The organism is Natronogracilivirga saccharolytica (assembly GCF_017921895.1).
Lineage (GTDB): Bacteria > Bacteroidota > Rhodothermia > Balneolales > Natronogracilivirgulaceae > Natronogracilivirga > Natronogracilivirga saccharolytica.
In genome coordinates this window covers 114,011-132,159 of the sequence record NZ_JAFIDN010000006.1, presented here as the reverse complement: position 1 = coordinate 132,159, position 18,149 = coordinate 114,011, and the positions used below count along the sequence as shown (strand labels likewise).

Genomic DNA, 18,149 nt, shown 5'->3' with positions numbered 1-18,149 from the left:
ACGATTTAATTATCAAACTAACGATAGTCCGGACTCATTTCTGATAATGCAATTGAATACTTTTCAGTTGCGGGCCGGGTACCTTTCAGATATTTCCCCGACGGAGTCACCGCCGTATTTTTCCAGGAAAGCGTTGGCAAGTACCGGGGCAATAACATTTTCTACAACGACCAGCGCCCGCGGCAGGGCACAGACATCCGAACGCTCATAACGTGTTTCACGAGACTCTTTCGAAACAATATCCACGGTCTGCAATGGTTTGAGCATGGTGGGGATGGGTTTCATGACACCGCGGATAATCAGCGGCTGACCCGTGGTAATGCCGCCCTCGAGTCCTCCGGCACGATTGGTCCTGCGGCCGTATTGGTCATCTTCCCAGGTAATTTCATCATGTACGTTGCGGCCGTGGCGCTTACCGGCTTCAAATCCGATTCCGACTTCCACACCTTTCATTGCCTGGGTGCTCATGACAGCCTGCGAAAGAAGCCCCTCAAGTTTGCGGTCCCATTGCGTGTACGTTCCGATTCCGGCAGGAAGGCCCGTAACGACAATCTCGTAAATACCACCAAGGGAACTTCCATCTTTCCGGCGTTTTTTGATTTCAGCGACCATTTGCTCAGATATTCCGGAATCAATACAACGAACCTCCGATTTGTCGGCTGTTTCGGAGAGCGCATTGCCACCTTCGGAAATGACCGGATCTGCTGTATCCCTGACGGCTTCCCAGGAGGCATATCCGCTCTCCCCGATTTGTATGATATGACCGCCGATCTGTATGCCAAAAAAGCCGAGCAGCTCACGGGCAGCGGCACAGCAGGCAACTCTCATAGCGGTTTCCCTTGCACTGGAACGCTCTATTACCGGGCGGATATCATCAAAACGAAACTTCTGCACTCCGACGAGATCGGCATGTCCCGGCCTGGGCAAAGTGATTTTTTCAATCTGGTCTTTGACGGGAACTGAGGACATAACCACGGGCCAGTTGTCTTTGTCCTTGTGATAAGCTCTGTTGATCATTTTCAGTGCGACGGGGTGACCCATGGTTTTTCCGAAGCGGACCCCCGAAACGATCTGAGCCTTGTCTTGCTCGAAAGCCATTCTCCCGCCCCGGCCATAACCCTGTTGTCTTCTGAAAAGTTGTCTGGATATGGCATCTTCAGAAAGCGGAAGACCGGCAGGGAGCCCGTCGATGATTCCGGTCAGCTCAGGTCCGTGGGATTCTCCGGCAGTTAAATATCGAATCATTGGCAAGTACTTATCAGGGTGATGGCAGTAAAGCAGTGCGAAAAGTGCTTTTTAACAGGCTGTAAATATAGGGAAAAACCCTGAGAACTGTGTTTGCCTGTTGTACGGAGTATCAGGAATGTCAGAACTGTGTGGCAAGGCTGAGCTGAAACAGTCCGCCGGTCTCACTGAAAGAAGTTCGGCTGAGGTCAATGGAGATATCCCGGATTTCAATTCCCAGACCGATGCCGCTGCCGGACAAGTCAATACGCCGGTCACCCTTCAGTTCCTGATTTTTCAGGTGGTCATAGCCGAGGCGCAGATGAAAATTATCGGAAAACAGGATTTCGGTTCCAAAACGCATCCTTCGCAGCAGGTTCTCGGAAATGCCCGGGTCCTCTTCATCGTCGAAGACGGGCAGGTCCCACCGGTTCAGTGAATGGAGGGTCAGGTTAAAACGCAGCGGCAGGTGCATCAGGCGGTGAGTAACGCCTGCAGAGAGATCAAACGGAAGCTTTTCCCTGGTTTCATCAAACAGTGTAAGCTGGGAGCCGAGGTTGCGGAATGAAACTCCCAGATGTGTGAGATCATCATTAAAGGTGTAATAGAGCCCGCCAAAAAGTGCTATGGCGGTGGACTGATAGGTGTCATAGCTGCTGGTAATGATGCGCGTGCCGGCGCCGCCTTGCAGATTGCCAAAAATGGTGCGGGAAAAGGCAGCACTCCAGGAAAAGTCGTATGAGCCAAAAGAACCGTCCTCAATACCGTCACTGTCAACCCGTGTAATGTTTCCGTAGTTCAGGAGCCGGATTCCGGTTGAAAAAGTGCCGATTTCATTGATATGCCAGGAAAAGTGGGCATTGGCCATGTAAATATCAGCGAGATGATTCAGATAGGAAGCACTGAACTCTTTGTGATTGACACCACTGACATACGCCGGGTTGGTTGTAAACATCGCTGTTCCTCCACTGTTAAGAGAAACATGTTCGCCTCCGAGAGCAGCTGTGCGGGCAGAGCCGGGAACATTCAGAAAACCGAACACCGTTTCGTTGCTGCTCTGGCCGTAAGACCCGGGGCTGAGTCCGGTCAACAGGAACAGTATCAGGAGGATAGTGCAGGCCTTGTGCTTCAAATCCGGAAGGTAGGGTTTCAATGTGTCAGGATGTTTTTCTGAAGGTTACAGGAAAATATGAGAAAGCGCAGAACTTTTATAGAAAATTCTGTGGCGGGCGTTATATTTACTCTTTAAGATATAATCAAGTAAACGGCTGTTTCATGCAATTATTTGTTGATGTAGGGCGCTATTGCAGATTGATCTACGAGGCTATCAGGTCGTCGACGGAATTCGGCATGTACTGGAAGAACCTGATTTCCGAGATGATCAAAACCGGCTATGATTCGCTTCCGATTATCATGCTGGCAGGATTTTTTACCGGTGCGGTAATGACGATACAGACTTCCTATCAGCTCGTGGCCGGATTCATACCGCCGGCTACAATCGGGTCCATCGTCTCCCAGTCTCTCCTGATCGAACTGGCGGCGGTGATAAGTGCTCTGGTACTTGCCGGACGCGTGGGTGCACGGATTGCAACCGAACTCGGCACCATGGCCGTAAGCGAGCAGATCGATGCCCTGGAGTCCATGGGTTTTAATTCTGTGACATTTCTGGTCATGCCGAGGGTGCTTGCCGGGGTGTTCATGTTTCCGGTGATTTACGTGGCGGCATCAGTGGCCGGAATGACAGGAGGTCTGCTGGCAGGCATTATGACAGGAACAGTGCCGGTGGCCGATTTTATGACCGGGGCAAGGCAGGTCTTTTCACCCGCGGATGTCAGCTTCGGGATCATAAAATCTTTTGTATTCGGATATATAATTACCTCGATTTCCTGCTTTAAAGGCTATTTTGCCACTGGAGGTGCAGAAGGAGTAGGGAAGGCAACAACCCAGGCCGCAGTTTTGAGCTGTATTTACATACTTATAGCCGATTTTGTGCTCGCCTTTGTGCTATTGTAATACTTACAGCTTTTATACACGCTACGCGCCATAAGTTTACGTTTGATCTGTTACCATGATAGAAATTAAAAATCTAACCAAAAGCTTCGGAAACAATCTGATCTGGGAGGATGTGAGCCTTACCATAGAAGACGGAGAGACGCTGGCGATCATTGGAAAGTCCGGTTCCGGTAAGTCCGTGCTCATGAAGCATCTGAATGTGCTGCTTTACCCGGATTCCGGCGCTGTGTTGATCGACGGTGTCAATGTTTTTCACATGAGATATGCCCGGCTCAGAAAACTGCGTCAGCGTTTCGGCGTTCTGTTCCAGGGTGCGGCGTTGTTCGATTCGATTTCAGCATTTGAAAATGTGGCGTTTCCGCTTCGCTTCTTTACAGATCTGGATGACAATGAGATAGAAAAACGTGTATTGGAATCACTTGAAATGGTTCACCTGAGCAAAATCGGAAACAAATCCCCCGCTGAGCTGTCCGGAGGAATGAGGAAGCGGGTTGGACTTGCACGCGCAATTGTCCTCAAACCCGATTATCTTCTGTATGATGAACCCACTTCCGGACTTGACCCCCAGACATCCGATGAAATAAATGATCTAATCATCAATATGGCCGAATCCCTCGACATTACATCCATTGTTATCAGCCATGATATGCACAGCGTGCTGCGGGTAGCTGACAAGGTGGCATTTCTGGATGAGCAGAAACTGAGCTGGTACGGCACGCTGGATGAGTTGCGGAACAGCAGCCACAAGTCCCTCAACCAGTTTATTAAGGCAAGCGAATATTCTATTTAAAAGTTACCGGAGCATACATTGAAAAAGATTCATAACGAGATAAAAATTGGTCTGACGATCGTCATCGCGATGCTGATAGCCATCATCGGATTCCGTCTGATGCAGGATATCCCCATATTCAGACCCAGCCTGCAGTTGAATACGTCATTTGAACGTGTGGACGGAATCAGTGCAGGAAGTTCCGTATATATGTCGGGTGTTAAAATCGGATCGGTAAACCGGGTAAGACTCGAAGGTCCCGACAGTGTTCTGGTGGTTATGAACCTGTCCTATACCGAAGGTGTGCCTGTGGGATCCAAAGCTTTTATCGAATCATCCGATTTGATCGGCGGAAAACGCATCCGGATTCAGTTTTCCCGCGAAACCGAAATGGTTGAAGACGGCGGATATATTGAAGGGGTGTATGAGAGGACCGGAATTGAAGAACTGGAACATTTTGCTGATGAAATTCGCCCGGGAGTGACGCGGTCGACCGAAAGTCTTGCCGAAGTACTGGAAGAAGTGGATCAGCTTCTGAAAGACGGTGGCCGTGAAAATATCAATCAGGCACTGGTGGCACTTAACAGCTCTTCACAGCAGGTCAACACGCTGCTGGAACGCAGAAGCGAAGATCTGGACCAGTCCATTGTCAGTCTGCGCAAGTTCATGGCCAATCTCGATACGCTGAGTCATGGGCGGCAAACCCAGCTGGATGAAATTCTCATCAACCTGGAAACAACAAGCAAGGAGCTGGGCTTGATTTCGGAAGAACTGGGAGGGGTCAGCACCGAACTTAACACCATGATGCAGAATATTAACAGCGGGGACGGGACGGTCGGCAGGCTGATACAGGACCCGTCACTGTATGAGAATCTTGACAGTCTGGCCATAAATCTCAAAAACATCTCCAGGAAAATGGAGGAAGATCCTCATCACTTCCTGAAACACATGAGGTTAATTGACATATTTTAACGGGGCTTAATCCCGTATTCCGGGGTAAAATCACAAGAAACAACAAATGCAGACGTTATACCTAATGACTTTGTAAATCGCGGTAATTCCCGTATATTTTCAAGCTATTATATGGTCAGATTATTCTGCCGAAATCATCTTTCAATTTCACGTTTCAGAGGTAAGTTATGGGTTTGATGCAAAAACTGAGAGGAGGAACCAAATACATCATCTGGATCCTCATCTTGTCATTCGGACTGCTTTGGGTTCTTGCAGATACGCAGGTATTTGATGCCATGATGGCAGGCCCGCAAAATATGGGTGAAGTCAACAAAGAGCCCATTTCATGGGCAGAATTCAATCAGAGGGTAAATCTGTACACAGAGCAGCACAGAGAGCGGACGGGAGCCAGCCCTGACAGCGAGGTCCGGGCACAGTATGAAGAAATGGCCTGGGATGAATTGGTTGTCGACAAAATCCTCAAGCAGAAAATGCACGATATGGGCATAGCCGTAACGGATTCCGAACTCATTGAAATGGTGACCGGTGACAATCCGGACCCGTTCATCCGTCAGCAGTTCACCCGTGAAGACGGAACACTTGACCGGGCCGCACTTCAAAATGCCATCGAAGCTCCTGAAAATCGTGAAATCTGGATTATGATCGAACAGCAGCTGCGCGAACAGCGCCGCCAGCAAAAACTGAATCAGTATCTGGAAGCATCATTGAGAGTAAGTGATTTTGAAATTCAGCAGCACTACAAGGGGCAGAACAGCCGGGCCGACTTCAGATATGTCCGGTTTCCATTTTCCGATGTCAGCAGAGATGAAATTGAAGTCAGCGATTCCGAAATACGATCGTTTTACCGGAATAATGAACACCGGTTCCAGCGCAGCAAATCCTGGCAATTTTCCTATGTAAGTTTTGATATTTCCCCCACTGCCGAGGATACTGCCAGGACACTTCAGGCAATGGAAGAAATGAGGGATGCCTTCAGAGAAGCCGAGGATGTCGAGAGCTTTCTTTCCCAGAATTATTCTGAAACCGATTACTATGACAGTTTTCTCAGGCCTTCTGAAGTGAGACGTGAACACCTCCGGGCATTCGAACTGGATATTGACGAGGTTTCCGAGCCGTTTATTTACAGAAACCGCGCACACATGCTCAGGCTCCTTGAAGAGCGCCCCGCAGATCAGACATATACCAGAGTCAGGCAAATCAGGTTGTCAGCTGACGATGAGGGGCGGCAGCTTGCATCAGACCTGACAGACCGGATCAGGGATGGTGAATCCTTCAGCAGACTTGCCGAAAACTACTCAACTCACAGCGGCTCAGCCGAGCACGGCGGTGACATGGGCTACATCACCAGAGATGACAAGCCGGAAGCACGTGCAAACGCAATTTTCAATGCCTCGCCCGGAACGTTGCTTGATCCGATGGAGGATGAGGACGGCATTTTTATTTACATGGTTGTCGACCGGACCAACAGGGATATCCGTTTTGCGGATCTGAGTCAGGATATCGAGGCAGACCCGTTTGAAACAGTACAAATGCTTGCCAATGACGCCGAAGACTTTCAGTACTTCGCTGAAGCTGACGGGTTCAGGGAGGAAGCCGAAAGAAGCGGCTATGAAGTGAATGAAGCCGTGGCAACGGAAGGCAATCCATTTATTTCCGGACTGGGCCAAAGCCGGATGATCCTTAATGAACTGGCAACCATGAGACGGGGTGATATCTCTGATGTGATCGAAACCGAAGACAGATTTCTGATTTTCCGCGTTGATGAAGTTATTCCGGAAGGTACGCGTCCGCTTGACGAAGTACGGTCACAGGTTGAATCACTTGTACGGGATCAGAAGCGCAAAGAAATTCTGACCCAAAGAGTAAATGAAATGCTGCAGGAGGGCATGAGTCTGGACGAACTGGCCGCACAGCAGGATAAAACGATTCAGGAAGCTGAGCGGGTGCGCCTTAGCTCGGCAACGGTGCCGGGAGCCGGTCGTGAACCAAAAGTGGTCGGAGCTGCATTTTCAGTGCCTGAAGGGCAGCTGTCATCGGCTATAGCCGGCAACAATGCCGTTTTTGTGCTAACTGTTGACAGTAGAAGAATGGCCGATCCGGGTGATATGACAACAGCAGAGCGCCGTCAGATTCGCGAAGAGCTGCAGCAGAGAAAAAATACTGCTTTCGGAGATGTGTGGACTGAGCGCATCAAGCACGATGCGGACATCCGTGATTTCAGAACGCAACAGCGGATGGCGCAGCCTCAGGCTCCGGCCGGGCCAATGTAATCCCGTTCACGGAAGAATAATCCGATTGTGAGTGCACAAGACCGGTTCAAACAATGAAATTGTGGTGGATGGCCCAGTTATCGTAGGAGCCGGTATCGTGGGCCTGGCCACAGCCTGGCATCTGCTTGATAACAAACTCTGTGACCATGTTGCGGTAGTGGACAAAGCAGCAGGTCCGGCCGCACATCAGACCGGACATAATTCCGGTGTCATTCATTCAGGCATTTATTACCGTCCGGATTCAAAGAGAGCTTCCTGGTGCCGTGACGGAAAGAACCGGCTGGTGGCCTTCTGCAGAAAGCACAACCTCCCCTTTGAGATGTGCGGCAAGGTCATAGTTGCCACCCGCAAGTCTCAGACTGATCAGCTTCATAAGCTGTATGAACGCGGCAAAGAAAACAAAATTGAAGATATTGAACTGCTGGATGCGCGCAGGCTGCGTTCGTTGGAGCCGGGTTGCAGCGGAGCAGCTGCCATCAGGGTGGGATCTGCAGGCATCACCGACTTCAGCCTAATATGTCAAAAACTGGCCGAATTGATTCGACAGAATGGAGGAAGTATTTATCTGGAAAAGGAAGTTTCGGATGTTGCTGTACAACATGACGGGCTTCGCCTGAAACTGCGTTCCGTCAATCATCCCGGTGGTGGTGAAAGTGATCTGAATGCCCGGTTTCTGATTAATTGTGCCGGCCTTCAGTCCGATCGGATCGCCCTTATGGCGGGACAGGATCCCGGGGCAAGAATCATACCTTTCCGGGGCGAATACTACAAAATCAAATCCGGGAAACAGCACCTTGTCCGCAATCTGATTTATCCCCTTCCGGATGAGCGGTTCCCCTTTCTTGGTGTCCATTGCACACGTATGATCAATGGAGAAGCCGAGTGCGGCCCCAATGCCGTTTTTTCACTTTCCCGTGAAGGGTATTCGCGGTGGGATGTTAACAAAAAAGATTTAAAAGATGCGCTCACCTACAACGGATTCCGCAAACTTGCCCAAAAATACTGGAAGACCGGCCTGAAAGAAGTGCAACGATCTTTCTCCAAAAGAGCATTCACCCGGGCAGTGCAGGAGCTGGTTCCCGATTTAAAAAAGGACGATCTGGTCATGACCACACCAGGAATTCGTGCAACAGCGATAGATCCCGGCGGCCGGATTATAGATGATTTTCACATGATAACCGGGAACAGACAACTGCATGTCATTAATGCACCGAGTCCGGCTGCCACAGCGGCATTTCGTATCGGTGAAGAGATTGCTAAAAAAATGATATCATCTGCATCATGAGTTTTTCCAACGATGATAGTAAAAGAATGAGGAGAGCCTTGCGGCTCGCTGAGAAGGGAAAGGGGTACGTTGCACCCAATCCTCTGGTCGGATGTGTAATCTGCTCAAAAGATGGGCGTGTGATAGGTGAAGGGTTCCATGAGCGATACGGAAAAGCTCACGCTGAGATCAATGCTCTGGAAAAGGTCAGAGACCCCTCAGACCTTCTGGATGCAACGGTATATGTGACACTTGAGCCATGCTCTCATCACGGGAAAACACCACCCTGTGCCGAGACACTAGGGAAATATCCTTTGAAGCGGGTGGTTGTAGCCATGAAAGATCCGAACCCGCAGGTAAACGGCAACGGAATGGCCCATCTCAAATCCAAAGGCATCAGGGTGGAAACAGGATTGCTTGAGGATGAAGCCCGGCGGCTGAATGAGGTCTTTATCTTCAATACGAGGTTTGGCAAGCCGTATGTGATATTGAAAGTGGCCCAGACGCTGGACGGGTACGTTGCTGCTCCTGACGGTGGTTCAAAATGGATATCCGGCGACAAAGCCCGTAAAATGGTGCATAAGTGGCGCAGCGAGTACGATGCTGTGATGGTGGGCCGCAATACCGCGCTTCTCGACAACCCGAAGCTAACCGTGCGGCATGTCAGCGGCCGGCAGCCGAAACGTATCGTCATCGACGGCCCGGGAACTCTTCCCGATGACCTTCACCTGTTCAGTGACATCCATGAGGATAAAACCATACGAGTGACCTATAACCGGTCGCTCGCAGACAATCAGCCCGATCCGGCGCTCAGCATGTTGCAACCGGACTACTTCAGAGGTGCCAATATCGCTGTTTCCGAAATCAACGGGCACTGCAATCTGGAACAGGCCATCAATAAAATCGGAGACATGGGAATCAACTCGATTCTTGTTGAGGCGGGGAGCAGTCTTGCATCGGCTCTGGTCAGGGAAAATCTGGTGGACAAGCTCCAGCTTTTTATCGCTCCGAAGATGCTGGGGGGCGGAACACGCAGTTTTCTGGGACTGGGAATTGAACGAATGAGCGAGGTTATCGGGTTTCGTGAAGGCAGGTGGGAAAAGTTCGGAGATGACATGCTCTATACCGGCTACTTTTGAACCTGACCGAAAAAATCAGCACCATGACTGCTGAAGTTATTACTGAAACCATTGCGGCATACATCAAAGCACCAGCAGCGTAACACCTTATCAAACAATAATCAGCTAAAGCGGATGCGCTATGTTTAACGGAATTATCGAAGAACTTGGAAAGGTAACTACGGTGAAAGATATCGGCGGAGGGAAAGAAATAGGTATTTCCTGCAAAATTGCGGATTCACTGGAAGTTGACAACAGTCTGTCGGTGAACGGTGTCTGCCAGACCGTGGTACGTCAGCAACCGGATCATGTCGCTGTCCAGGTGGTTGAGGAGACACTCCGTAAAACGACACTGGGTGATCTGGAGCCCGGAGCAGAAGTGAATTTAGAGCGTTCATTATCACTGTCTCAGCGAATAGACGGTCACATTGTGCAGGGCCACGTGGACACCACCGGGAAAATTGAGGATATCCGGAAAGAGGGAACGAACTGGTTGGTTACCATAGGATACGATCCCGGGTGGAAGGATCTGGTGGTAGGCCGGGGAAGCATTGCCGTCGACGGGATCAGTCTGACGATTGCAAGGGAAGAAAAGCAGGTCTTCACCATTGCCATCATTCCGTACACGTGGGATCATACGGTGCTGAAAAGCCGGAAAAAGGGTGACCGGGTTAATCTCGAGTTTGACATTCTTGGCAAATATGTGCTGCGCTACATGCAAAACAGAGAAAAAGGCAGCGGGGAAGGTGTGACCGAGCAACTGCTTCGTGATTCAGGTTTCACACAGCAGTGAATATGCAGGAATTTGAGCGTGCGATAAAATGCCTGTCGGATGGGAAAACGTCGGTTTGACAGGCCAGGTTGTCTGCGGAGGAGATCGTCAACAGCAGCGTTATGGTAGTGTTCTTCCGGAGATGAGCCTGAATTTTCAGAAGAACCGCTGTCAGCGGGGGAACCGGTTGATTGGACCGGAAGTCCGTTCAAGGTTATTCAGCCCCGGCAGTTTCTGCAGCAATCCCTGAATCTGAGAATCCCGGACGGTCAGGCGAAACATGAAGTACTTGGTATCGCCGAACGGATTCCACTGGAATGACAGGTCCCAGCAGTGAAGGTTTCTGGTAATGCTGAAGTTCGAAGGCGTCAGTTCTTTTTCGACAAAATCATACCCGATATTTGTTCCTGCCTGCCACTCCGGAGTGAGCCGGAACTGAATGTTTCTTACATTGAGCGTGGCATTTTGACGCGAATCACCACCGGGAAGTTCCTGCCACCGGTAATTGAAGTTGACGCTGAAAGACCATGGGACATCGATACGCTGTACCCGCCCCTCGTGAATCGCACGGTCGATCGGATGAAAACGGGCCTGGTCGAAGGGATCATAGTGCTCGGGGTGATGCCATTCGGTTCGTTGGCCGTCCCTTCGCCCGCCTCTGCTGCTGCTGAAACTGGTGCTCGCTGAAAAAGTAAAACGGGTCATCCTCAAAAATCGCCCGGACTCTTCCCATAAATATTGGTCAATCCGGTTACCGTCGTCATCCGTATCATAAAAACTGAAATTGGCGTTGGCGTTGAGATTGAGATTGGGAAAGAAGGAAGAGGTCATTGACGCAGAAAGATCCGCGAGATTGAAATTCTCGGCGGCAAAATTGTAGCTGGTGCTTAGGTTCAGCCGGTCAATCAGACGCACATTCCGTTCACTGCGCTCACCGGTGGTGTCCCGCCGGACTTCCTTGGCTTCGAGACGATTGGATATGCTGATACCGAGTGACCGCTGCTCCCCGGCTCCGGGGCCTCCAACAACGCCGCCCTCAAATTTTGAATATTGTCGTGTATCTCCTTCTTCATTTATCTGAACCTCCCGGTAGAATCCCCAGAAGTCATCACTGAAATCGGGCCGGTAGCTGAAGCTGAGTGAGGGTTCTATGGTATGACGAAAGCTGCGGAACCGGCCGATGCCCGTAGGACTGATCCCGTATATCGCTGTGTTGGCCGAAACACTGGTCTGAAAATCACGTCCTGCAGTAAAACCGCGCTCCATGCTGGAGACCACGCGCGCCTCTTCCGGATCCCATTCCTCGCGATAGGAATCAGGATACCAGTACTCCCGCGCCTGCACATTGGTATTCATATTGATGAATTCATTGCTGAACAGCTGCAGACTGGCAGAAGCCTCCTGACGGAGTCCGGCATTGATATGGCGGAAGTCCCCGGTAGCCTCTTCGTGCTTTGACGGACTGAGCAGCGCCTCGAAGAATCCGATATCCGTATCCTGGGGACGGAAATTGTAGCGGGACTGAATCCGTGCATTGTATTGAATGCTTAAAGATTCGTACCACGATTCGTCGCGGCCGGGGCCGGATGACTGAAACGGCGTAATTCTGCGCATGGAAAAACGGGCATCAGGTCCGGTCAGTGTTGTAGCATCAGTCGCAAAATTCTGATTTACGTTTGATGAAACATTAAAGGAGTAAGAGCCTTCAGGATGACTGTAGTTGTAGGATACCCGCGAACTGGTGCTGACCTCCGCCCGGTCGTCAATATCATAGGAATTTCGGTTGTAAAAGTCTGCAGTACGCAGATTGATCCGGGCTGATATTGAAGAAAACGGGTTTATGGTCTGACTGTGGTCAATAGCCAGCCTGCGCTGGTCACTTCTGGTAAAATCCAGATCCGTTGGCTCAAGTCCCTGGTCACGGGAAAATTCAAGCTGAACGGATCCGTTGTATTGGTCGGTTCTGCGGTAGTTCATTCTGGTACTGATACGGTAAGTCCCGGAAGTGAAGATATCCATGTCGACCTGACCGGTCAGATTGTCGTTGAAGTACTGAAACCATCCCAGGTTACGCAGGCCAATTCCGCGTTGCTGCTGTTCCTGGTAGGTAAATTCCGGTTCCAGAATACCGGATTGTTTACGGCTGATCCGCGATGGAACAAATCCGAAAGGAAAGACCAGGGGATAGGGGATGTCAAGAATAAAGAGCCGTGCCCGGGTAAAAAATATTTCATCTTCGCCAACAACCTTCATCCGGTCTGCACGGATATAAAAGTGCGGATGGTCGAGATCACAGGTAGAGTAAATGCCGTCATCTACAAAGACGACATCCGGAGACGTGCGCTTTACCTGGGTGCCGGTCACATTTCCCTGATCGAGTGACACTCTGGCAACATCGAATTTGCCTTTGTCTGTTTTGTAATTGTACTGGATTTTCTGGCTGCGGACGCGGTCTTCACCACGCTGCAGTACAGGTTCCGAAAGTGTGTCAGCAGCTTCGCCGGCCTGCGCACTCATAAGGTTCCTGTCCAGGTTGAGTATCACCTCGCCGGCCGTCAGTTCACCCATCTGATTTCCGACGCGGGCATTTCCGAACAACGTAGCCGTTCGTTCTTCACGGTTGCTGAAGATAAGCGAATCGCTGGAGGAGAAGTGGACGGGATCATCACCTTCAGCGGGTTGTCCGGTTTCCCCGGTGCCGGAGATAGTCCTGTCATCAACACCGGCCTGGTCATCCTCTGCGGCGGGCGGATCATCAATAATCCCGGGCTGCTCCTGAAGTGAATCGGGGTCGATTTGTCTGTCAGCTTCATCAGTCCGGTCGGGAGGAGTAGTCACGGTGGTATCGTGCAGTGCCGGAAGGGCATGGCTTATCCCGGCCGCCAGGGTGATTCCAGTGACGGTGAACAGAAATACTATGATGCAAAAACGTGCTGAGAGCACAAAATAAACCTTAGCGGTGATTTGCGAGAAGCTCAAATGCAAGGCTGCCGGCGCCCAGGAGTGCGGCGTCATTGCCCAGCGATTCATAACTCAGTTGAAAACCTTCCAGGTATGGCGGCAGGAGCCGTTCGCGTGCCGCTGCCCGCGCAGGTTCAAGGATCCAGTCACCTGCCTTGGCAACGCCGCCACTGACGATGATGTTGCGTATATCAAGTATATGTATATAATTCACGATGGCGTAACCGAGCATTCGTCCGGCTTCAGAAAGTATCTGAACTGCAAGGTTGTTGCCCCGGTCTGCTTCCCGGCTGAGGTGAACCGGCTCCAGCGCTTCCGGCTTGTCGAGATACTCTTTGGCCAGAGTGTTGTCAGGGTGCTTTTTGATGAGAGGCAAAGCGTTGCGGATAAGGAAACGCTGACCGATGTAGGCCTCGACACCACCCTTTGCTTTGCTGTTAGAAGATGGACCGTCAAAATTAATGATGACGTGTCCCAGTTCGGCTGCTGCTCCGGTAGCACCGCGGTAGAGCTCCCGGTTGATGATGATCCCGCCACCGACACCGGTTCCGAGTGTCAGCATGATAAGACTGTCAAGATCTTGTCCTTCTCCATAACGGGAAGAGCCCAGGGCCATCAGGTTGGCATCGTTTTCAACGACGGCATCCAGTCCGGTACGTTTTTTCAGTTCTTCGTTTACGTTTACTACATCCCACCCCGGCAGGTTGGGCGGATTAGAAACTGTGGTACGATCAAGGGAAATGATACCCGGTGATCCGATACCGATACCAACCGGATCTTCCGTGGCTTTATTCCGGGTATTTTGAACGGACTCAGCAATACGGTCAAGAACGTAATCTGGTCCGCGGCCGGCATCCGTAGGGACGGAATCCTGGGCTATAATCCCTTCATCACGGTGTATTAGAGCAGATTTTATATTGGTGCCGCCAAGATCAATACCTATGGATAACATGTTTAAAAGAATTATTTCAGATTGTGATTGCAGGAAAAAATGTACGGACAGCAATGATTTATAAGTGATTAAGGATGATATTCCGGAAAGGAAGAAGTACCGCTGAAGAATCTCGTGACAATATATACTTCATCTATTTTTCCTGAACCCGGTAAATGATCTCACCGGGTTTTCTCATGCCGTACTCTTCCCTTGCAAGGGTTTGGAGAAGGTCCGGGTCAGACTCAAGTGCTTCCATTTTTTCACGGAATTCTGTTGCTTCGGTCTGAAGCTGTTCGGTTTCCCTGATAAGTTCTTTTTTTTCATTATTCAGCTGCATCCGTGTCCATACACTGAATGTGTCAAAGAATCCGAACCAGAGAATCAGCATCAGTATCAGAATACCGAAGAGAAAAGGACGTTTCCAGCGCAATGGATTCAGGAATCGGAGGTTCATTCGGGAAGAGTGAAGACAAGGTTACGGGAATTGTGATAATACCATATAAAATAAATTATTTTATGGTATTAAGCACATATGGGCTTCACGAATCTAAAGATACCAGAACGCACCCTCAATATGCCGGACCTGCTCTTTTTTTTCACCCGGATTCATTATGGATATGACATCGAAACGAACGGGTGATCCTTCCATGCGGCGTTCATGCAGCCACGCTTCAGCAACCTTGAAAAGCTGCTTTTTTTTGGCATCATCAACACTGTCTTCGGGTTCGCCGAAGGTCCGGGATCGCCGGGTTTTGACTTCCACAAACACAATTTCCCTGTCGGTGGCAGCTACAATGTCCACCTCGGCTTTCAGAAACCGGTAATTCCGGTCAAGAATAATATAGCCACCGGTTTCAAGATGCGCCGCAGCCCGGTCTTCTCCCAGTTTGCCGAGCTCAACGTTGTTCATTTGCGGTTTTATTTGGATCCGTTTTCAGAAGCAGCTTTATCAGATGATGCTGTTGAACTCCCATTCGCACCTGCGGCACCTGCAGCGTTGCCGGATGTTTTGGCACTGGAATCACCGCCGGATGCTTTTTGTGCGGCTGACCCGTTGCCGTTGGATTTATTCTTGTAGTCCGTAACATACCAGCCGCTTCCCTTGTACACGACACCGCCGCCACCGGTTATGACCCGGCGCACTTTTTGTCCGGTCTGCGGGCATGTTTTCAGTGCTTCATCCGAAATCTTCTGGATGATTTCAAATGTAGTCCCGTCTTCTCTTTTGTACTGATACGTAGGCATTTCTCAAGTATTTCGGTAAAGATTAGTGTTTATCCGATAAAAAATAACGCTGAGATTCCGAAAAACGTTTACGACTGCTTTTCAAGTGCCTTCAGGCCGTCCCGAAGCCGTTTGACGGCTTCATGCAAATGATCCATCGAAGCAGCATAGGACAGACGGATGCCGCCGGGTTCTCCAAAGGCATCGCCGGGCACGGCAGCCAGTCCGCGCTCTTCCAGAAGAAACATGCAAAGATCGGTGCTGTTCGTGATACGGTTGCCTGAGGGTGTTTCGGAATTCAGGTAAGAAGAAATATCAGGGAATGCATAAAACGCTCCGCCCGGGAGAAAACATTTCACGCCGTCAATGCTGTTGAGAGCATCAACCAGATAGTCACGCCGCTCCCTGAAAGCAGCAACCATTTCCTTGACGGAATCACGCGGGCTGGTGTAGGCAGCTTCTCCGGCTTTTTGTGAAATTGAAGAAGGTCCGGATGTTTCCTGACTCTGAATTTTTGCAACAGCTTTCACGATGCCGGCGGAGCTGGCGAGATAACCCAGCCGCCATCCTGTCATGGCGAAACCTTTGGAAAACCCGTTTATGACCAGAATGCGGTCTTTCAGATCCGGTGCAACCTGGGCAATGCCCACGTGCTCGCTGTCAAATACAATGTATTCGTAAATTTCGTCAGAAAGCACAAGTATATCAGGATATTCACGCAGAACGTCCGCAAGAGCTTTCAGCTCATCAGCACTGTAACAGCTGCCGGTAGGATTCGATGGCGAGCAGAGAATCAGCATGCGCGTTTTATCCGTGATGGCATTCCGGAGCTGGTCCGGCGTCATCTTGAAATCATTTTCAAAAGCTGTTGGTACAATCACCGGTTTGCCTTCGGCAAGTTTGACCATTTCCGGATAGGATACCCAGTAGGGTGCGGGAATAATTACTTCATTACCCGGATCCACGGTTGCGAGCAGTGAGAATCCGATGGATTGTTTGGCACCATTGGAAAGGATGATCTGATCCGGAGTGTAATCAAGTCCGTTTTCTGATTTCAACTTATCTGAAATTGCTTCACGCAGTTCAATATTTCCCGTATTGACTGTGTAACCGTGATGGCCGTCTTTGATAGCCTGAATGGCCGCTTCGCATATATGCGGCGGGGTTTTAAAATCCGGCTCGCCCTGACTCAAAGAGATAACCGATTTTCCCTCGCGCTGCAGTTCTTTTGCGCGACCTGATATTTTCATGGTTTCCGATGGCGCTATGGCCTGCACCCGTTGTGCGATCATAATGATTTACCTTTTTTGTACCAACCGTATTGAATGTTTGCGGATGAGCTGCGTGCCGGACAGTCAGGAATAAAACACGTAATCATGTATGCATCCGGCACAGCGTGAAGATACAAAATACGGGGATTTATTTCTACGATTGTCCGTCGTACTTTTTATTAAGTGCCAGAGCGACATTGCCCGGCACAAAATGACTTAAATCACCACCCCAGTAAGCAATTTCGCGGACAAGCGACCCTGATACAAACGTCAGTTCCTCTCTTGGCATCAGGAAAATGGTGTCTATGTCCTTGTTCAGCTTTCTGTTCATCAGCGCCATGCGGAATTCGTATTCGTAATCGGAAAACTGACGCACACCCCGTATAAGGGTTCGGACATTATTCTTCCTGGCAAAGTCGACAAGCAGTCCGGTGAACTGGTGAATTTCTACTTTACCGGCCCATGACTTTTCAGCAATACTGTCGGCTATGAGCCCGGTGCGTTCATCCGGAGTGAATATGGAGTTTTTTCGCGTATTGACGGCAATGGTAATCATCACCTTGTCAAACAAATGAGTGGCCCGTTCAAGAATATCAATATGGCCATAAGTGATAGGATCAAACGAACCCGGATAAATAACGTTCACTGTGCTGAGATTTGGTTCAGGATTAGGTTTTCTTCACGTAACATCACAAAATAACCGGAAACATGCACCCCGGACAGAGCAACCTGATCAGGTTTCGTCCTCCGGTATCTGTTGTGTGAAAATTGTTACAATTGTTCTTCCGTACGGTTTTGAGAAAGCACAATTAGGATGATCTGCAAATGAGTGGCGCTTGTCGTGTTCAAGGATGAACCATCCGTCATGGGTCAGCCACCCGCCATCAAGAATGATATCCGGGAGGCCGGGCAGGGTTTCAAATTCGTATGGCGGATCTGCAAAAACCAGATCAAAAGGCTGTGAGGGGCCGTTCAGAAAGTGCTCTACGGAAGTGCAGACAGCCTGTGTCTTGTCATCAACCCCAAAAGTTTCAGCAGTTTTCCGTATGTGGTCAACGGCGTTTCGGGATGACTCTATGAAAGTCACTCCGGAGGCCCCGCGGGACAATGCTTCAAATCCGAGACTGCCGGACCCTGCAAAAAGATCGAGAACCCGGGAATCCGAGATGTGCTTTCGGACATCAATGATGGCAAAAATGCTCTCTTTTGTCCGGTCGGATGTCGGACGCATCCGGACATTCCGGGGGACGGATAATTTTCTTCCCTTAAGGGTGCCGGTAATAATTCGCATAGGTGTAACCGCTCAGCTTATAGCCGGCGAAATAATTTTTTAACAGTACTGATGTTTCTGTAGATG

The 18,149-nt window shown here is 50.0% G+C and carries 17 protein-coding genes; 7 read left to right on the top strand and 10 right to left on the bottom strand.

The window, feature by feature from the left end:
• Positions 1 to 63 precede the first annotated feature (63 nt).
• Together aroC and porQ are read right to left on the bottom strand one after the other, a co-directional pair.
• Positions 64 to 1,245: a chorismate synthase gene (aroC, locus tag NATSA_RS09150; protein WP_246481767.1), complete on the bottom strand. Its 1,182-nt coding sequence runs from the start codon at positions 1,243 to 1,245 to the stop codon at positions 64 to 66.
• Positions 1,246 to 1,366: 121 nt separating this feature from the next.
• Entirely contained in the window at positions 1,367 to 2,377 is a 1,011-nt protein-coding gene (gene porQ, locus NATSA_RS09145) for a type IX secretion system protein PorQ (RefSeq protein WP_210511895.1), read from the bottom strand.
• Between the two features lie 122 nt (positions 2,378 to 2,499).
• On the opposite strand from porQ, the gene NATSA_RS09140 reads away from it, so the two are divergent.
• The 7 genes from NATSA_RS09140 to NATSA_RS09110 all read left to right on the top strand — a co-directional run bounded on the left by NATSA_RS09140 (position 2,500) and on the right by NATSA_RS09110 (position 10,423).
• Positions 2,500 to 3,237: an MlaE family ABC transporter permease gene (locus NATSA_RS09140; protein WP_210511893.1), complete on the top strand. Its 738-nt coding sequence runs from the start codon at positions 2,500 to 2,502 to the stop codon at positions 3,235 to 3,237.
• Between the two features lie 55 nt (positions 3,238 to 3,292).
• Positions 3,293 to 4,027, top strand: coding sequence for an ABC transporter ATP-binding protein (locus NATSA_RS09135; RefSeq protein ID WP_210511891.1), 735 nt, complete (start codon positions 3,293 to 3,295; stop codon positions 4,025 to 4,027).
• 18 nt (positions 4,028 to 4,045) lie between these two features.
• On the top strand, positions 4,046 to 4,978 hold the full coding sequence (locus NATSA_RS09130; protein WP_210511889.1) for an MlaD family protein: 933 nt from the start codon (positions 4,046 to 4,048) through the stop codon (positions 4,976 to 4,978).
• Positions 4,979 to 5,145: 167 nt separating this feature from the next.
• Entirely contained in the window at positions 5,146 to 7,248 is a 2,103-nt protein-coding gene (locus NATSA_RS09125) for a peptidylprolyl isomerase (RefSeq protein ID WP_210511887.1), read from the top strand.
• A gap of 31 nt (positions 7,249 to 7,279) precedes the next feature.
• Positions 7,280 to 8,533, top strand: coding sequence for an L-2-hydroxyglutarate oxidase (gene lhgO, locus NATSA_RS09120; protein WP_210511885.1), 1,254 nt, complete (start codon positions 7,280 to 7,282; stop codon positions 8,531 to 8,533).
• Positions 8,530 to 9,651 carry a bifunctional diaminohydroxyphosphoribosylaminopyrimidine deaminase/5-amino-6-(5-phosphoribosylamino)uracil reductase RibD gene (ribD, locus tag NATSA_RS09115; protein WP_210511883.1) on the top strand — a complete coding sequence of 374 codons (1,122 nt, stop codon included), beginning with the start codon at positions 8,530 to 8,532 and terminating at the stop codon, positions 9,649 to 9,651. The genes lhgO and ribD overlap by 4 nt, the downstream gene beginning before the upstream one ends.
• Before the next feature lie 121 nt (positions 9,652 to 9,772).
• Positions 9,773 to 10,423, top strand: a complete 651-nt coding sequence (locus NATSA_RS09110) for a riboflavin synthase (protein ID WP_210511881.1) — start codon at positions 9,773 to 9,775, stop codon at positions 10,421 to 10,423.
• A gap of 150 nt (positions 10,424 to 10,573) precedes the next feature.
• Here NATSA_RS09110 and NATSA_RS09105 read toward each other — a convergent pair whose 3' ends face one another.
• The 8 genes from NATSA_RS09105 to rsmD form a co-directional block, all read right to left on the bottom strand.
• Positions 10,574 to 13,432, bottom strand: a complete 2,859-nt coding sequence (locus tag NATSA_RS09105) for a putative LPS assembly protein LptD (RefSeq protein ID WP_210511879.1) — start codon at positions 13,430 to 13,432, stop codon at positions 10,574 to 10,576.
• Complete coding sequence (locus tag NATSA_RS09100) at positions 13,356 to 14,315, bottom strand: ROK family protein (protein WP_210511877.1); 960 nt, start codon at positions 14,313 to 14,315, stop codon at positions 13,356 to 13,358. Before NATSA_RS09100 ends, NATSA_RS09105 begins: the two co-directional genes overlap by 77 nt.
• A 133-nt stretch (positions 14,316 to 14,448) precedes the next feature.
• Positions 14,449 to 14,751 carry an FtsB family cell division protein gene (locus tag NATSA_RS09095; protein WP_210511875.1) on the bottom strand — a complete coding sequence of 101 codons (303 nt, stop codon included), beginning with the start codon at positions 14,749 to 14,751 and terminating at the stop codon, positions 14,449 to 14,451.
• Positions 14,752 to 14,844: 93 nt separating this feature from the next.
• Positions 14,845 to 15,207, bottom strand: coding sequence for a YraN family protein (locus NATSA_RS09090; RefSeq protein WP_210511873.1), 363 nt, complete (start codon positions 15,205 to 15,207; stop codon positions 14,845 to 14,847).
• 8 nt (positions 15,208 to 15,215) lie between these two features.
• A complete protein-coding gene (locus NATSA_RS09085) occupies positions 15,216 to 15,542 on the bottom strand; it encodes an FmdB family zinc ribbon protein (RefSeq protein WP_210511871.1) in 327 nt (108 codons plus the stop codon).
• A 68-nt stretch (positions 15,543 to 15,610) separates the two neighbouring features.
• Complete coding sequence (locus NATSA_RS09080) at positions 15,611 to 16,813, bottom strand: pyridoxal phosphate-dependent aminotransferase (protein ID WP_210511869.1); 1,203 nt, start codon at positions 16,811 to 16,813, stop codon at positions 15,611 to 15,613.
• 133 nt (positions 16,814 to 16,946) lie between these two features.
• Positions 16,947 to 17,438 carry a pantetheine-phosphate adenylyltransferase gene (gene coaD / locus NATSA_RS09075; RefSeq protein ID WP_210511867.1) on the bottom strand — a complete coding sequence of 164 codons (492 nt, stop codon included), beginning with the start codon at positions 17,436 to 17,438 and terminating at the stop codon, positions 16,947 to 16,949.
• Positions 17,439 to 17,525: 87 nt separating this feature from the next.
• Complete coding sequence (gene rsmD, locus NATSA_RS09070) at positions 17,526 to 18,083, bottom strand: 16S rRNA (guanine(966)-N(2))-methyltransferase RsmD (protein WP_210511866.1); 558 nt, start codon at positions 18,081 to 18,083, stop codon at positions 17,526 to 17,528.
• Positions 18,084 to 18,149: the final 66 nt, after the last annotated feature.